Annotated in this window: 14 protein-coding genes and 2 rRNA genes; all 16 read right to left on the bottom strand. The window is 71.9% G+C overall.

Going from position 1 to position 14084, the window contains the following annotated elements; all coding sequences use genetic code 11:
* Window positions 1-26 precede the first annotated feature (26 nt).
* Window positions 27-797 (bottom strand): pseudouridine synthase, encoded by a 771-nt coding sequence (locus tag MRBLMI1_RS05835; RefSeq protein ID WP_367727508.1) that lies wholly within the window; start codon window positions 795-797, stop codon window positions 27-29.
* A complete protein-coding gene (gene scpB / locus MRBLMI1_RS05840) occupies window positions 794-1408 on the bottom strand; it encodes an SMC-Scp complex subunit ScpB (protein ID WP_367727509.1) in 615 nt (204 codons plus the stop codon). The genes MRBLMI1_RS05835 and scpB overlap by 4 nt, the downstream gene beginning before the upstream one ends.
* A complete protein-coding gene (locus MRBLMI1_RS05845; protein ID WP_414685809.1) occupies window positions 1398-2273 on the bottom strand; it encodes a segregation and condensation protein A in 876 nt (291 codons plus the stop codon). The genes scpB and MRBLMI1_RS05845 overlap by 11 nt, the downstream gene beginning before the upstream one ends.
* A gap of 13 nt (window positions 2274-2286) precedes the next feature.
* Entirely contained in the window at window positions 2287-3198 is a 912-nt protein-coding gene (locus tag MRBLMI1_RS05850; RefSeq protein ID WP_367727510.1) for a ParA family protein, read from the bottom strand.
* A gap of 143 nt (window positions 3199-3341) precedes the next feature.
* Window positions 3342-3860, bottom strand: coding sequence for a septum formation family protein (locus MRBLMI1_RS05855; RefSeq protein WP_367727511.1), 519 nt, complete (start codon window positions 3858-3860; stop codon window positions 3342-3344).
* A gap of 240 nt (window positions 3861-4100) precedes the next feature.
* A complete protein-coding gene (locus MRBLMI1_RS05860) occupies window positions 4101-5030 on the bottom strand; it encodes a site-specific tyrosine recombinase XerD (protein WP_367727512.1) in 930 nt (309 codons plus the stop codon).
* 1 nt (window position 5031) lies between these two features.
* Window positions 5032-5613 (bottom strand): NUDIX domain-containing protein, encoded by a 582-nt coding sequence (locus MRBLMI1_RS05865; protein WP_367727513.1) that lies wholly within the window; start codon window positions 5611-5613, stop codon window positions 5032-5034.
* Window positions 5613-7319 (bottom strand): CTP synthase, encoded by a 1707-nt coding sequence (locus MRBLMI1_RS05870; protein ID WP_367727689.1) that lies wholly within the window; start codon window positions 7317-7319, stop codon window positions 5613-5615. The genes MRBLMI1_RS05865 and MRBLMI1_RS05870 overlap by 1 nt, the downstream gene beginning before the upstream one ends.
* 70 nt (window positions 7320-7389) lie before the next feature.
* Window positions 7390-9087 carry a DNA repair protein RecN gene (gene recN, locus MRBLMI1_RS05875; RefSeq protein ID WP_367727514.1) on the bottom strand — a complete coding sequence of 566 codons (1698 nt, stop codon included), beginning with the start codon at window positions 9085-9087 and terminating at the stop codon, window positions 7390-7392.
* Window positions 9084-10004 carry an NAD kinase gene (locus MRBLMI1_RS05880; protein WP_367727515.1) on the bottom strand — a complete coding sequence of 307 codons (921 nt, stop codon included), beginning with the start codon at window positions 10002-10004 and terminating at the stop codon, window positions 9084-9086. The genes recN and MRBLMI1_RS05880 overlap by 4 nt, the downstream gene beginning before the upstream one ends.
* Window positions 10001-10801: a TlyA family RNA methyltransferase gene (locus MRBLMI1_RS05885; protein WP_367727516.1), complete on the bottom strand. Its 801-nt coding sequence runs from the start codon at window positions 10799-10801 to the stop codon at window positions 10001-10003. The genes MRBLMI1_RS05880 and MRBLMI1_RS05885 overlap by 4 nt, the downstream gene beginning before the upstream one ends.
* Window positions 10798-10962, bottom strand: coding sequence for a hypothetical protein (locus MRBLMI1_RS05890; protein ID WP_367727517.1), 165 nt, complete (start codon window positions 10960-10962; stop codon window positions 10798-10800). The genes MRBLMI1_RS05885 and MRBLMI1_RS05890 overlap by 4 nt, the downstream gene beginning before the upstream one ends.
* Before the next feature lie 10 nt (window positions 10963-10972).
* Window positions 10973-12019, bottom strand: coding sequence for an HAD-IIA family hydrolase (locus MRBLMI1_RS05895; RefSeq protein ID WP_367727518.1), 1047 nt, complete (start codon window positions 12017-12019; stop codon window positions 10973-10975).
* A complete protein-coding gene (locus tag MRBLMI1_RS05900) occupies window positions 12016-12825 on the bottom strand; it encodes a hypothetical protein (RefSeq protein WP_367727519.1) in 810 nt (269 codons plus the stop codon). The genes MRBLMI1_RS05895 and MRBLMI1_RS05900 overlap by 4 nt, the downstream gene beginning before the upstream one ends.
* 887 nt (window positions 12826-13712) lie before the next feature.
* Window positions 13713-13829 (bottom strand): 5S ribosomal RNA (gene rrf / locus MRBLMI1_RS05905).
* A gap of 101 nt (window positions 13830-13930) precedes the next feature.
* Window positions 13931-14084: ribosomal RNA gene (locus MRBLMI1_RS05910) — 23S ribosomal RNA — on the bottom strand; the annotation flags it as partial.

Consider the following 14084-nt stretch of genomic DNA (forward strand, 5'->3'; position numbering starts at 1 on the left):
GGGGCGCCGCACGGCACCCCGGAGGATCATTCGGCCGGATCGGCCGCGGTGCTGTCGTCCTGACGGGACAGCGTGAGGAGGGCGCCGCGTTCTACTGTAGTCAACTCCCGCGCCTTGCCCACCGGGAGAGTTCCCAGGTGCAGCGGGCCGAACTGCCGTCGGACCAGCTCCACGACCGGGTGGCCGACCTCGGCCATCATCCGCCGGACGATGCGGTTCTTGCCCGAGTGCAGGGTCAGTTCGACCAGGCTCTCGCCCCGCGAGGCGTCGAGCAGGCGCGCCTTGTCCGCCGCGATCCGGCCGTCCTCCAGGTCGACGCCCTTGAGGAGGCGCTGGACGGTCTGCGGCAGCACCTGGCCCTCGACCTTGGCGATGTACACCTTGGTCACCCCGAACGAGGGGTGCGCGAGCACGTGCGCGAGGTCGCCGTCGTTGGTCAGCACGAGGAGCCCCGAGGTGTCGGCATCCAATCGTCCGACGTTGAACAGGCGCTCCTCCCAGTCCTTCGTGAAGCGGCGCAGGTCGGGACGGCCCCGGTCGTCGTTCATGGAGCTGACCACGCCGGTCGGCTTGTTCAGGATGACGTAGCGCTTCGAGGCGTCCAGCTGCACGGCCACGCCGTCGACGTCGACGAGGTCTCGCTCCGGGTCGATGCGCGACCCCAGCTCGGTCACGACCTCGCCGTTGACGCGCACGCGCCCCTCGACGATCATCTGCTCCGAGACGCGGCGCGAGGCCACCCCCGCGTTGGCCAGGACCTTCTGCAGGCGTACGCCCTCGTCGTTCGCAGTGCTCATCGCACGACCTCTCCTTCGAATCCGTCTGCCCCGTCGTCGAGCAGCGGCGAGATCCGCGGCAGCTCGTCGAGGGAGTTGATGCCCAGGTTCACCAGCAGCGCGTCGGTGGTGCCGTAGTGGATGGCCCCGGTGTCGGCGTCGGTGAACACCTCGGTGATGAGCCCCCGGGCCAGGAGCGTCCGGACGACCGAGTCGACGTTGACGGCGCGGATGGATGCCACCTGCCCGCGCGTCACGGGCTGCTTGTAGGCGATGACGGCCAGAGTCTCCAGCGCGGCCTGCGACAGCCGGGACGGGGCCTGCGTGTTCACGAACTCGCTGACGACGTCGTCGTGCTCCTCGCGGACGTACAGCCGCCAGCCGCCGCCGACCTCCCGCAGCTCGAAGCCGCGCCGGGGTCCGCCGGTCTCGCCGTCGTAGTCGGCGACGAGCCCCTCCACGGCCTGGCGCACCGCCGCGACGGGGGCGCCCACGGCCGCCGCGAGGCTCACGAGACTCTGCGGCTCCTCGACGACGAGCAGGATCGCCTCGAGGCGACGGGCGATGGATGCCGCCCCTGCCGGCGCCCCGTCGGAGGTCGGCGCGTCGTCGGTCAGGGTGTCATCGGTCATAGTCGGCTCCCAAGGTGGCGAGGTTCTCTTCGGACCAGCGCTCGGCGGTCCAGCGCAGCGTGAGCTCGCCGAGCGGCTCGAGCTGCTCGAAGCTGAGGGCGGCGTGCCGGTACAGCTCCAGGATCGACAGGAAACGGGCGACGACGACACCCGGTTGCGCGACCCCGGCGATGAGCTCCCGGAAGCTCAGGCTCCCCGCGCCGCGCAGCAGCGTCACGACGATCGCGGCCTGCTCGCGGATGCTGACCAGGGGTGCGTGGAGGTGGTCGAGTCCGACGGTCGGCAGCTCGGTCGGGGTCATGGCGACCACGGCGAGCGCGGCGAAGTCGTCGGCGCTGAGCGTCCACCGCAGCTCCGGGGCGGCGCTGCGGTACTTCTCGTCGAGACGCACCGACCGGGCGTGGCGCCGGTCCTCGCGCTGCAGGCAGCGGGCGAACCAGGACGACACCTCCTTGAAGGCGCGGTACTGCAGCAGTCGGGCGAACAGCAGGTCCCTCGCCTCGAGGAGGGCCACCGATTCGGCATCCACGAGCTCGCCCTGCGGCAGGAGCCCGGCGACCTTCATGTCGAGAAGCGTCGCGGCGACGACGAGGAACTCGGACGCCTCGTCGAGGTCCCCCTCCGGGCCGAGGGCGCGGAGGTAGGCGATGAACTCGTCGGTGACGCGGCTGAGGGCGACCTCGGTGATGTCGAGCTCGTGCTGCGAGATCAGGTTGAGCAGCAGATCGAACGGGCCGTCGAAGACGGGGAGCGAGACACGGAACCCGTCCGCCGTCTCCGACGGCGGCGCGGTGTCACCCGCGGGCGTGATGGTGTCGGCGTCCTCCGTCTCGACCGGCGGCGCGGTGTCACCCGCGGGCGTGATGGTGTCGGCGTCCTCAGGCGACGGCGCCACGGGCGACCAGCTCCCGCGCCAACCGCAGGTAGGCCTGGGCGGCGGCGTGCTCGGGCGCGAACTCGGTGATCGGCATCCCGGACACCGAGGCGTCGGGGAACTTGACCGTGCGGCCGATGACCGTCTCGAGGACGTCGTCACCGAAGGCGTCGACGACGCGCTCCAGCACCTCGCGCGAGTGCAGGGTGCGCGGGTCGTACATCGTGGCCAGGACGCCGTCGAGCTCGATCGCCGGGTTGAGGCGGTCGCGCACCTTGTCGATGGTCTCGATCAGCAGCGCGACGCCGCGGAGGGCGAAGAACTCGCACTCCAGCGGGATGAGTACGCCGTGGGCCGCGGTGAGGGCGTTGACGGTCAGCAGACCGAGCGACGGCTGGCAGTCCACGAGGATGACGTCGTAGTCGGGCGCGATCTTGCGCAGCACGCGGGCCAGGATCGTCTCGCGGGCGACCTCGTTGACGAGGTGCACCTCCGCCGCCGACAGGTCGATGTTGGCGGGGATGACGTCGAGCCCCTCGACGCGCGTGTGGACGACAGCTTCGCGCGGGTCGCGCTTGGTGTCGAGGAGCAGGTCGTAGATGGTCGGCACGTCGTGCGGCTGGATCGCCAGCCCCGCCGAGAGCGCCCCCTGCGGGTCGAAGTCGATCGCGAGGACGCGGCGGCCGTACCCGGCGAGCGCGGCGGCGAGGTTGATGGTCGTCGTCGTCTTGCCGACGCCGCCCTTCTGGTTGCAGAGGGCGATGATGCGCGCCGGCCCGTGACCCTCCAGCTTCGGCGGAGTGGCGAACCCCTGGTAGGGACGCCCCGTCGGCCCGAGGATGACCTCGTCCGCGCCTCGGGCGGCCTTCGCCGTCCCCTTCGTGCTCGCCGACACCGTCGCTCCTGCCTTCGCCATAACGTTGCCGAGTCTAGCCGCCGCGGGTCGCCGGGCCGGGAGACCACGCGGGCGGACCCGTCGTCGAGTCGGTCGCGCTCCGCCGGCCGGGATCGGCCCGGGCCGACGGAGCGTTGAACCGGAGGAGCGATCCGTCGGTCGGGTCAGCGCTGGGCTGACGCGAGCGTGCCGGTGACCTTGCCGACCGGGTCGAAGGCGATGCACAGGACCTCGCGGTCCCCCTCGGCCCACGACTGCGGGGTCGGGGTCATCGGCCAGAAGTCCAGCTCGGACTCCTGGTACGACAGGCCGATGAAGGTGTCGAACTTGGTCTCGCACGCAGCCGAGGCCTGCTCGGTGGTCTCGTCCGCGCCGGGGTACTCGCCGTCGTCCATGAGGTAGGCGGAGTACACCTCGTCGTCGTGCGCGCCCGAGCACGGGACGATCGGGACCGACTGGATCTCCTCGGTGTCGACGCCGAGCTCGGTGGAGTTGAGGCAGTCGCCGACGCGGAGCGAGAAGACGTCGCCGTTGGCCACCTCCTCGGTGACCTCCCCGGTGCCGGCGTCGCGGACCGGCTGCGACGACGTGGGGATGATGCTCTGCACGATGGAGCAGCCGCTGAGCGCAACGGCTCCGGTCAGCAGGACGGTGCTGAGGACGAGTCGGGTTCGGGTGTTCATCGGGTGCACTCCGGGCTGGTCGGGTCGACGTGGTGCTGGTGCGCTCATTCTGGGGCACGATGCCCCAACCTGTGAAATCGCCCAGCGATTGCGTTCAACGGCCTGAACGCCACCGGGCGGCATCCCTCCCCCGAACCGTCCTGCGGACTCCCCGACCGACACGCCGCAGCCGAGGTCACCGCCCCCGGCGTGTCGTCCGAACTTCCGCACGACGGCGACGACGGAACGGGTGCCGCGGCGTCAGCGCGCGCGCGGATGGGACACGGCGTACACGTCCCGCAGGGCGTCGACCGAGACGTGCGTATAGATCTGCGTCGTGGCGACGGAGGCGTGACCGAGGAGCTCCTGGACGACGCGGACGTCCGCCCCGCCCTGCAGGAGGTGCGTCGCGAAGGAGTGACGCAGTGTGTGCGGCGAGACGTGCGCGGTCAGGCCGGCGTGCTCCGCCGCGGCCTGGAGGACGAGCCAGGCGCTCTGCCGTGACAGCGGCGCGCCGCGGACGCCGAGGAACAGCCGCGGCGTGGCCCGTCCCTTCGCGGCGAGCGCGGGACGCACGCGCGTGAGGTAGGCGTCGACGGCGGCACGGGCGTACGAGCCGACGGGCACGACGCGTTCCTTCCCGCCCTTCCCGCGGACGCGCAGCACGTCGCCGTACGCGGTGTCGTCCACGTCGAGCTGGACGATCTCGGACACGCGCGCGCCCGTCGCGTACAGCAGCTCGAGCAGAGCCCGGTCCCGAACGGCGGCGGGATCGGCCGCGCTCGCGTCCTCCGTCCCGGGGGTCGGGCCCGCGGCATCCAGGAGCTGCTCCACCTGCGCGATGGTGAGCGCCTTCGGCAGGCGTTTCGGCGTCTTGGGTGGCCGCAGGCGCGCGCTCGGGTCGTCGAGGTCGATGCCGTCCCGGACGAGGAAGCGGTGCAGCCCGCGGACCGACGACTGCAGCCGCGCGAGCGACGTCGCCGCCGGCGGCGGGTCGGCGGCGGCGCGCTCCGCGGCGAAGTCCGCGACGAGGCCGGGCGTGATCGCGGCGCTGTCATGGATGCCGCGGTCGCCCAGCCACGTCACGTACCCGGCGAGGTCGCGGGTGTAGGCCGCGACGGTGTGGTCGGAGAGACCCCGTTCGAGCGCGACGTGGCGCACGTATGCCTCGACCGCCCGTTCGAGCTCCACGTCAGGCCGACGCGGCCTCGCGGCGCAGCACCTCGGCGGCGGCGAGCGCCCCGACGGCCAGGATGCCGTTGCGCAGGCGTCCCGCCAGGACCCCGTCGATCACGTCGGCCAGCGGCACGCGTTCCACGCGCATGTCGGACTCCTCGTGCTCGCGCTCGAAGTCCGTCGTCGCGTCGGAGAGCCCGCGTGCGAGGTACAGGTGCACGACCTCGTCGTTGCCCCCGGGCGTGGTGTGCATCGACACGAGGTGCTGCCACCGCTCCGCCGCGAGGTCGACCTCCTCGGTCAGCTCCCGCTTCGCGGTCTCGAGGGGCGGCTCCCCCGCGACGTCGAGAAGCCCCGCCGGGATCTCCCAGTCGCGCTCCTTGATGGGGTGACGGTACTGCTGGACGAGGACGACCCGACCCTCGTCGTCGATCGCGACCACGGCCGCCGCACCGGGGTGCTCGACGTACTGTCGAGTCATCTCGCCGTCGCCGTATCGGACGGTGTCGGACCGCACGTCCCAGACCGCGCCCTCGTAGACGCGTTCGGTCGAGACGACGTCGAGGTCGACCCGCTCGTCCCGGAGCTCGTCGGCCATCAGTCCTCCTCGACGTCGAACAGCTCGCTGGAGCGGTGACGGTCGAGCGCCGCCCCGACGAGACCGCGGAACAGCGGGTGCGGCTCCGTCGGGCGCGAGCGCAGCTCGGGGTGCGCCTGCGTGGCGATGTAGTACGGGTGCACGTCGCGGGGCAGCTCCACGAACTCGACGAGGTCGAGGTCGGGGTTCAGACCCGAGAAGACGAGGCCGGCGTCGCTCAGCTGCTGACGATAGGCGTTGTTGACCTCGTAGCGGTGACGGTGTCGCTCCGAGATGCTGCTCGAGCCGTACACCTCCGCGGCGAGCGAGCCCTCGGCCAGTGCAGCGGGGTACAGGCCCAGGCGCATCGTGCCGCCGAGGTCGCCGCTCTCGAGGATGTCGACCTGCTCGGCCATCGTCGCGACGACCGGGTGCGCGGTGTCGGGGTCGAACTCGCTGGACGAGGCGCCCTCGAGACCGGCGATGGTCCGCGCGTACTCGATGACCATGCACTGCAGGCCGAGGCAGATGCCGAGCGTGGGGATGCCCTGCTCGCGGGCGAACCGCAGCGCGCCGAGCTTGCCCTCGATGCCGCGGATGCCGAAGCCGCCGGGGACGATGATGCCGTCGACGACCGACAGGGCCTTCGCCGCACCCTCGGGCGTCTCGCACAGGTCGGAGGGGATCCACGTGATCTTCACGTGCGTCTCCTGCCCGAACCCGCCGGCCTTGATGGCCTCGGTGACGGAGAGGTACGCGTCGGGCAGGTCGATGTACTTGCCGACGAGGCCGATCGTGACCTCGTGCTTGGGGTTGTGGACGGCCTGCAGCACACGCTGCCAGCGCGACCAGTCGACGTCCGCGGCCTTGTCGAGGTCGAGCGCGTCGACGATGTAGGCGTCGAGACCCTGGTCGTTCAGCATCGTCGGGATGTCGTAGATGCTCGGCACGTCGACGGCGTTGACGACCGCGTCCTCGTCGACGTCGCACATGAGCGCGATCTTGCGCTTGTTCGACTCGGTGACGGGCCGGTCGCTCCGGAGGACGAGGGCGTCGGGCTGGATGCCGATGGAGCGCAGCGCCGCGACGGAGTGCTGCGTCGGCTTCGTCTTCTGCTCACCGGAGGCGCCCATGAACGGCACGAGCGAGACGTGGACGAAGAACACGTTCTTGCGGCCGAGCTCGTGGCGGATCTGCCGCGCCGACTCGATGAACGGCTGCGACTCGATGTCGCCGACCGTGCCGCCGATCTCGGTGATGATCACGTCGGGCTGCGGCTGCTCGCTCGCCTGCAGGCGCATGCGGCGCTTGATCTCGTCGGTGATGTGCGGGATGACCTGCACGGTGTCGCCGAGATACTCGCCACGCCGTTCGCGTGCGATCACCTGGGAGTAGATCTGCCCCGTGGTGACATTGGCCGCCTGGCTGAGCTCGATGTCGAGGAAGCGCTCGTAGTGGCCGATGTCGAGGTCGGTCTCGGCCCCGTCGTCGGTCACGAAGACCTCGCCGTGCTGGAACGGGTTCATCGTTCCCGGATCGACGTTGAGGTAGGGGTCGAGCTTCTGCATGACGACGCGGAGACCCCGCGCCGTGAGGAGGTTGCCGAGGCTCGCCGCCGTCAGGCCCTTCCCGAGAGAGGAGACCACCCCTCCGGTCACGAAGATGTGCTTCGTGGTGAAGGTCGATGCCGTGGTGTCGTCTGAATGTCCCGCGTCCGAAGTCTGCATCACGGGCTTCGATCCTATCAGCGACCGAGGGCCCGCGGACACCGCGCGCCCCCGTTCGTCGTCCGCGTCGTCATCGTGCGCGCCCGGTGGCGAGCAGCTCCCTCGCGTGCGTGAGCGCGGCGTCCGAGTCGCTGAGCCCCGACAGCAGGCGCGCCATCTCGGCTTCGCGCTCCGCTCCGTCCAGGCGGCGGACGCTGGATGCCGTGACGGAGCCGTCGTTGCCCTTGACGACGGTCAGGTGGTTGCCGGCGAACGCGGCGACCTGTGCGAGGTGCGTGACCGCGATCACTTGCGACGACTCGGCGAGGCGCGCCAGACGGCGACCGACCTCGATGGCCGCCGCACCGCCAATCCCGGCATCCACTTCGTCGAACACGAACGTCGGCACCGGGTCGACCCCGGCGATGACGACCTCGATCGCGAGCATGACGCGGCTGAGCTCGCCGCCGGACGCCCCCCGAGAGACCGGCCGCGGGTCGGCGCCCGGATGCGGGGCGAGGAGGATGGCCACGTCGTCGCGACCGTGGCCCGCGGGGGCGGCGGCCGGGGAGACGTCGACGGTGAGACGGGCGTCGGGGAGCGCGAGGGCGTGCAGCTCCTCGGTCACGGCCGCTCCCAGCCGCTCCGCGGCCTCGCGGCGGGCCGCGGTGAGGTCCTCGGCCGCGGCGTCGAGCTCGGCGGCGGCGGCGTCGCGGTCGGCCGTCAGCCGCGCGATCCGGTCGCCGTCGTCGTCGAGCTCCATGAGGCGCGCGGAACCGGATGCCAACAGGTCGAGCGCCGCGTCGACGGAGCCGTGCGTGCGGGCCAGACCCGCCAGGACCGAGCGCCGCTCCTCGACGGCGGCGAGCTCGTGCGGTCCCGACTCGTCGAGGTCGGCGAGATAGCCCGAGAGGGCGACGGCGACGTCCGCGGCGCGGTACCCGAGGTCGGCGACCTGCTCGCCGATGGTCCCGAGGGCGGCGTCGCTGTCGGCGATCCGCTCGAGGGCGCGTCGCGCCTCGGCGAGGAGCGTGACGACGTCCGGACCCTCGTCGTCGCTCGACAGCACGGCGTGCGCGGTGGCGGCGGCCACCCGCAGCTCCTCCGCGTTGGCGAGGCGCTCGGCTCGGCGGGAGAGCTCGTCCTCCTCGCCGGGGACAGGTGCGGCCGCCTCGATCTCGGCAATCGCGGCGCGCAGCCGCTCCGCCTCGGCGGCGCGGTCGTCGCGGTCGGTCTCGAGCGTCGTCAGCTCGGCATCGAGAGCGCGCCACGCGTCCCAGGCGGTGCGGTACCGCTCGCGCGTAGTCGTGACGGTCTCGCCGCCGAAGCGGTCGAGTGCCTGGCGCTGCGCCGTCGAGCTCTTCAGCCGCAGCTGGTCCGACTGTCCGTGGACGACGACGAGGGCGTCGGCCAGATCCGACAGGACCCCCGCGGGGGCCGTCCGGCCGCCGACCGTGGCGCGCCCGCGCCCCTCGCTCGACACGGTGCGGCCCAGGTACAGCTCCGCCGCTCCGCCGCCGACGGGTTCGACCGCTCCGCCGGCTTCGCGGACGCGCTCGGCGACCGGGCCGTCCTCCGGCACGATCCAGACGCCCTCGACGGCGGCCTGGGCCGCGCCGGAACGGACGGCTCCCGAGTCCGCGCGCTGCCCCAGCAGCAGCCCGAGACCGGTGACGACCATGGTCTTGCCCGCGCCGGTCTCACCGGTGATCGCGGTGAAGCCGCGGCCGATCGGCAGCGTGGCGTCGGCGATGACGCCGAGGTCGTGCAGACGCATCTCCTCGATCACGACGCGCCTCCGACCGAGCCGCGCCAGCCGGTGACGGGAAGGCGGAACTTGCGGACGAGACGGTCCGTGAACGCGGCCGGGTGCAGACGCGCGAGGCGAACCGGTCGCGATGACCTCCGCACCATGACGCGGGCACCCGGGGGCAGCTCGTGCGAGCGACGCCCGTCGCACCACAGGATGCCGCTCCCGCTCGTGCGCTCGAGCACCTCGATCGCGACGACGGCGTCGGGGCTCACGACGAGCGGGCGGGCGAACAACGCGTGGGCCGACAGCGGCACGACGGCGATGGCCTCGACCGTCGGCCACACCACGGGACCACCGGCGGAGAAGTTGTAGGCGGTGGAGCCGGTCGGGCTCGCGATGACGACGCCGTCGCATCCGAACGACGACAGCGGTCGGCCGTCGACCTCCATGACGACCTCGAGCATCCGCTCGCGGCTCGCCTTCTCGACGGTCGCCTCGTTGAGGGCCCACGTCTCGAAGATGATGCGGTCATCGGCATCCAGGACCCGGACGGCCAGCGCGAGACGCTCCTCCACCTGGTAGTCCCGCGCGATCACGCGGCGGACGGCGTCGTCCATGTCGTCGCGTTCGATCTCGGCGAGGAAGCCGACGTGCCCCATGTTGATGCCGAGGATGGGAGCCGCTCCCCCGCGGACCATCTCGGCCGCGCGCAGGATCGTCCCGTCGCCGCCGAGCACGATGGCCAGCTCGATGTCGTCGAGGTCCACGTCGACGCCCAGCGTGCGCACACCGTCGAGCGGCAGCCGCTCCGCCAGCTCGGGGCGGTCGTCGGCTGCGACGACCGGGGTCGCGCCGGCGCCGCGGACGGCGGAGATGATGCGCTGCGCCGCCTGGACGGTGTCGTCGCGGCGCGCATGGACGACGAGGAGGATGTTGCGGTCGCTGGGGGTCATCGGCTTCCGGTCAGTCGGGTCACGGTGCTCACCCATTCTGACGGATCGCTGCCGCGACCGGCCGAGAACCACGCGACGTACTCCTGGTTGCCGTGCGTGCCGGCGATCGGCGAGGCGATCAGCCCGGCCGTACGCAGGCCCGCGTCCCACGCCGCCCACAGCACGCCGGTCACCGCGTCGGCGCGCAGGGCCGGGTCGGTCACGAGGCCGCCCTTGACCGCCGTGCGGCCGACCTCGAACTGCGGCTTCACGAGCAGCATCACGTCGGCCTCCGGCGCGGCGGTGGCCGCGACGGCGGGCAGCACGTGCGTGAGGGAGATGAAGGACAGGTCCCCCGTCACCACGGTCGGTCGCTCGTCGACACCGGTCGCGGCGGCGAGGGTCTCGGGCGTCATGAACCGCACGTTATACCCCTCGACCGACACGACACCCGGGTCGGATGCCACGGTTGGGGACAACTGCCCGTGTCCCACATCCACCGCGAGCACGTTGCGGGCCCCGCGTTCGCGCAGCACCTGCGTGAACCCTCCCGTCGACGCCCCGAGGTCGAGGGCGACGCGTCCGGTCACGTCGACGGGGAACGCGTCGAGCGCGGCGATCAGCTTGTGCGCGCCGCGGCTGACGTAATGGTCGGCGCCGGCGACGACGAGGGAGGTGGATGCCTCGACCTTCACCGACGGCTTGACGACCGGGCGCCCGTCCACGCTGACCAGCCCGTCCGCGATGAGCTGGGCTGCGTGCGTGCGGGAGCGCGCGAGCCCCCGCGCGGCGAGCTCGGCGTCGAGTCGGGCGCTCATCGGGCGGTCGTCGCGATGCCGTCGGGTCCGGACTCCAGGCGCGCGACGAGCTCGTCGTGCAGCGCGGCGTAGGCGACGGCCCGGTCCGCCAGCGGCTGCTCCTCGATCGCGCGGAGCCGGTCGGTCAGCTCAGGGTCGGGGGCGGGGACGCTGTCGGACATGCCGCCCATGCTAGCCGCGGCGCCCCACCCGGAACGGGTCGGCGTACAGCTTCTCCGGGACGCGGAATCCGAAGATCGCCCGCCCGGAGTTCCAGATCGCCGCCGCTCCCGCGCGGAGCAGGTCGATCTGACGATCCCCCTCCGAGACGATGCGGAGGTCGACCCCGTCGATCTCGACGACGGCGTCGCCGACCCGGGTGCGGTCGCCCTTGACGATCGTCTCGGGGTACGGCTCGAACAGCTGCCGGAGGTCTTCGACGATGTAGTCCGGACGCTGGTTCTTGGGCGCCGCGAGCACCTGCTTGGGACGGTCGATGCCGGTCAGCACGAGCACGGAGGTCATCTCGGCCGCCCGCGCGCCCTGGATGTCGGTGTCGAGCCGGTCGCCGATGAACAGCGGCGCGCGCGCACCCGTCCGCGTCACGGCCTCGTCGAAGATCGCTCGCTCGGGCTTGCCCGCAACGGTGGCGAGGCGGCCGACGGCGGTGTGCACGGCGGACACGAGCGTGCCGTTGCCCGGCGCGATCCCCCGCGCCTGCGGAATGGTCCAGTCGGTGTTCGTCGCGACCCAGGGGATGCCTCCCTCCTCGGGCGGCGTCGCCAGCGCGTAGGCGGCCTCGGCCAGCTGCGCCCAGCCGACCTCGGGCGCGAACCCCTGCACGACCGCGGCCGGGGAGTCGTCCGCGCTGCGCGTCACCGTGTAGCCGGCCTTCTCGACCTCGACGACGAGCCCTTCGCCTCCCACGACGAGGAGAGTGGATGCCGCCGGCACGAGGTCCCGCATCAGCCGCATCGCGGCCTGGGGGCTCGTGACGACGTCCTCGGCGGTGACGGTCAGGCCGAAGGACGTGAGGTGCTCTGCGACGGAGACGTCGGTGCGGGAGGCGTTGTTGGTGATGAATCCGAGGCGGACGCCGCCGGCGGTGGCCCGGTTGAGGCTGTCGACGGCGTGTGGCAGCGCGCCGGGTCCCGCGTACACGACACCGTCGAGATCCGCGAGCAGCACGTCCACGCCGTCGAGCGGGGTCGGCGGCGCGGGCTTGCGGCCGAAGATCACCGGTGGTCCTCCTCGTCCGACGAGGCATCGTCGACCCGCGTCTCGTCGACCGGCGTCTCGTCCGACGCCGCGTCGCCCCGCGTCTCGTCGGCGGCCGCGCCGTCACCCTCGTCGAGCGGTTCGGACGAGTCCTCCTCCGGCTCGGCGGGGCCGTCCGAGGGCTCCTCGTCGGAGGTCGCGTCCTCGGGCTCGTCGTCGACGACGACACCGGATGCCACGTCCACTCCCCCGTCGTCGTCGATGACGTCGATCTCCTCGACGACGATGACCTCGCGGTCCGCGACGCCGTTGGCCGCGTCGAGGGCCTCCGCGGCGACGGTCGCGCGACGCGCCCAGGTGGCGGCCTCGTCGTCACGGCCGAGCTCCTCGAGGACGGCCGCGCGCGCGGCGAACAGCTCGGGGCTCCACTCGAACGCGCGGTCCGGGTCGGCCTCGGGGATGTCGAGCTCCTGCAGGGCGCGCTCGGGCTGCTCGAGATCGAGGCGGGCCCCCGACATGGCGATGGCGAGGTGTGCCCGCGCCGAGGTCGACAGCGTCGACCGGTCCACGGTGCGCCCCTCCTCGAGCGCGCGGTCGGGCCGGCCGACGCCCCGCTCGCTGTCGACGATGAGCGCGATCTGCTCGTCGGAACCGGAGATGCGGCGGTAGGTGCGCAGCTCGCGCAGCGCGAGGGCGAAGTCGCCGACCGCGTAGGCCGTGATGCCGACGGTCTCGCGCACGACCGCGACACGACCGGCCCGACGGGACGCGGCCAGGGCGTGCTCGTGCGCGAGCGCCGGGTCCTCGTCGATGAGTCGGCCGGCCATCGCCAGGTGACGCGCGACGGTGTCGGCGTTCTCCTTGCTCAGCGTCTTGAGCTCGTTCCGGGCGGCACCGGGGAGGTCACGCGCGGTGATCTCCTCGGGGAGCTCGGGACCGCGCTCGCGCTGGTCCTGCGGCGGACGCGTGGCGCGGCGGTCATCGCCCTCGAAGCGGCGAGGGGCTCCCGCGCCGGGACGTCGATCCGTGGACCGACGGTCGCCGCCGCCGAACGGACGGCTGTCACCGTCGCGGCGCGGACGACCGGCGTTCTCCCCGTCACGGCGGTACGGTCGAGCGTCGCCGTCTCGACGCGGACGACCGGCGGTGTCACCGTCGCGGCGGTAGGGACGAGCGTCGCCGTCTCGACGCGGACGACCGGCGGTGTCACCGTCGCGGCGGAAGGGACGCGCCTCGCCGTCGCGACGCGGACGACCGGCATTCTCTCCGTCCCGACGGAACGGACGGGCCTCCCCCTCGCGGCGCGGACGCCCCGCGGAGTCGCCTTCCCGCCGGAAGGGACGATCCCCGTCACGACGCGGACGGTCACCGCCCTCACCGTCACGACGGAACGGACGCGCGTCACCGTCGCGACGCGGCCGGCCAGCGGCGTCACCGTCACGACGGAACGGACGCGCGTCACCGTCGCGACGCGGACGACCCGCGCTGTCGCCGTCGCGACGCGGACGACCGTTTGCGGAGAACGGCCGGTCGCCGGACGGGCGGGACCGACGATCGGAGTCCGAATCACGCTTCCGGGGACCGTCGTTGCGACGTTCCCGATCATCCCTGCGTGCATTCGTGTCGTCCGACGACATGTCAGTCCTTCCTCCGGCAAATGTGCCTGTAAATGCGAAATGGCCACCCAGCGTTGGGTGGCCATTTCGTTGAAGAAGTCCGGCGGTGTCCTACTCTCCCACAGGGTCCCCCCTGCAGTACCATCGGCGCTGAGAGGCTTAGCTTCCGGGTTCGGAATGTGACCGGGCGTTTCCCTCTCGCTATGGCCGCCGAAACACTATTGATGTTTCAAAAACCAACAACGACTATTTCATTGTTGTGTTCCCGACCGTACATCGAGAACCACTCAGTGGACGCAAGCACCAAAAACGGTGTGTTATCAAGTCATCGGCTTATTAGTATCGGTCAGCTTCACGCATTACTGCGCTTCCACATCCGGCCTATCAACCCAGTAGTCTGGCTGGGAGCCTCTCACCCGAAGGTATGGAAGTCTCATCTTGAGGCCGGCTTCCCGCTTAGATGCTTTCAG

It is taken from the genome of Microbacterium sp. LMI1-1-1.1 (genome assembly GCF_040815675.1).
In the GTDB taxonomy this organism is placed as follows: domain Bacteria; phylum Actinomycetota; class Actinomycetes; order Actinomycetales; family Microbacteriaceae; genus Microbacterium.

Bases quoted from the DNA above. Each gene is read 5' to 3' on its own strand.
- MRBLMI1_RS05835 (WP_367727508.1), bottom strand. From the start codon at position 797: ATGAGCACTGCGAACGACGAGGGCGTACGCCTGCAGAAGGTCCTGGCC.
- scpB (WP_367727509.1), bottom strand. From the start codon at position 1,408: ATGACCGATGACACCCTGACCGACGACGCGCCGACCTCCGACGGGGCG.
- MRBLMI1_RS05850 (WP_367727510.1), bottom strand. From the start codon at position 3,198: ATGGCGAAGGCAGGAGCGACGGTGTCGGCGAGCACGAAGGGGACGGCG.
- MRBLMI1_RS05855 (WP_367727511.1), bottom strand. From the start codon at position 3,860: ATGAACACCCGAACCCGACTCGTCCTCAGCACCGTCCTGCTGACCGGA.
- MRBLMI1_RS05865 (WP_367727513.1), bottom strand. From the start codon at position 5,613: ATGGCCGACGAGCTCCGGGACGAGCGGGTCGACCTCGACGTCGTCTCG.
- MRBLMI1_RS05870 (WP_367727689.1), bottom strand. From the start codon at position 7,319: ATGCAGACTTCGGACGCGGGACATTCAGACGACACCACGGCATCGACC.
- MRBLMI1_RS05880 (WP_367727515.1), bottom strand. From the start codon at position 10,004: ATGACCCCCAGCGACCGCAACATCCTCCTCGTCGTCCATGCGCGCCGC.
- MRBLMI1_RS05885 (WP_367727516.1), bottom strand. From the start codon at position 10,801: ATGAGCGCCCGACTCGACGCCGAGCTCGCCGCGCGGGGGCTCGCGCGC.
- MRBLMI1_RS05890 (WP_367727517.1), bottom strand. From the start codon at position 10,962: ATGTCCGACAGCGTCCCCGCCCCCGACCCTGAGCTGACCGACCGGCTC.
- MRBLMI1_RS05900 (WP_367727519.1), bottom strand. From the start codon at position 12,825: ATGGCCGGCCGACTCATCGACGAGGACCCGGCGCTCGCGCACGAGCAC.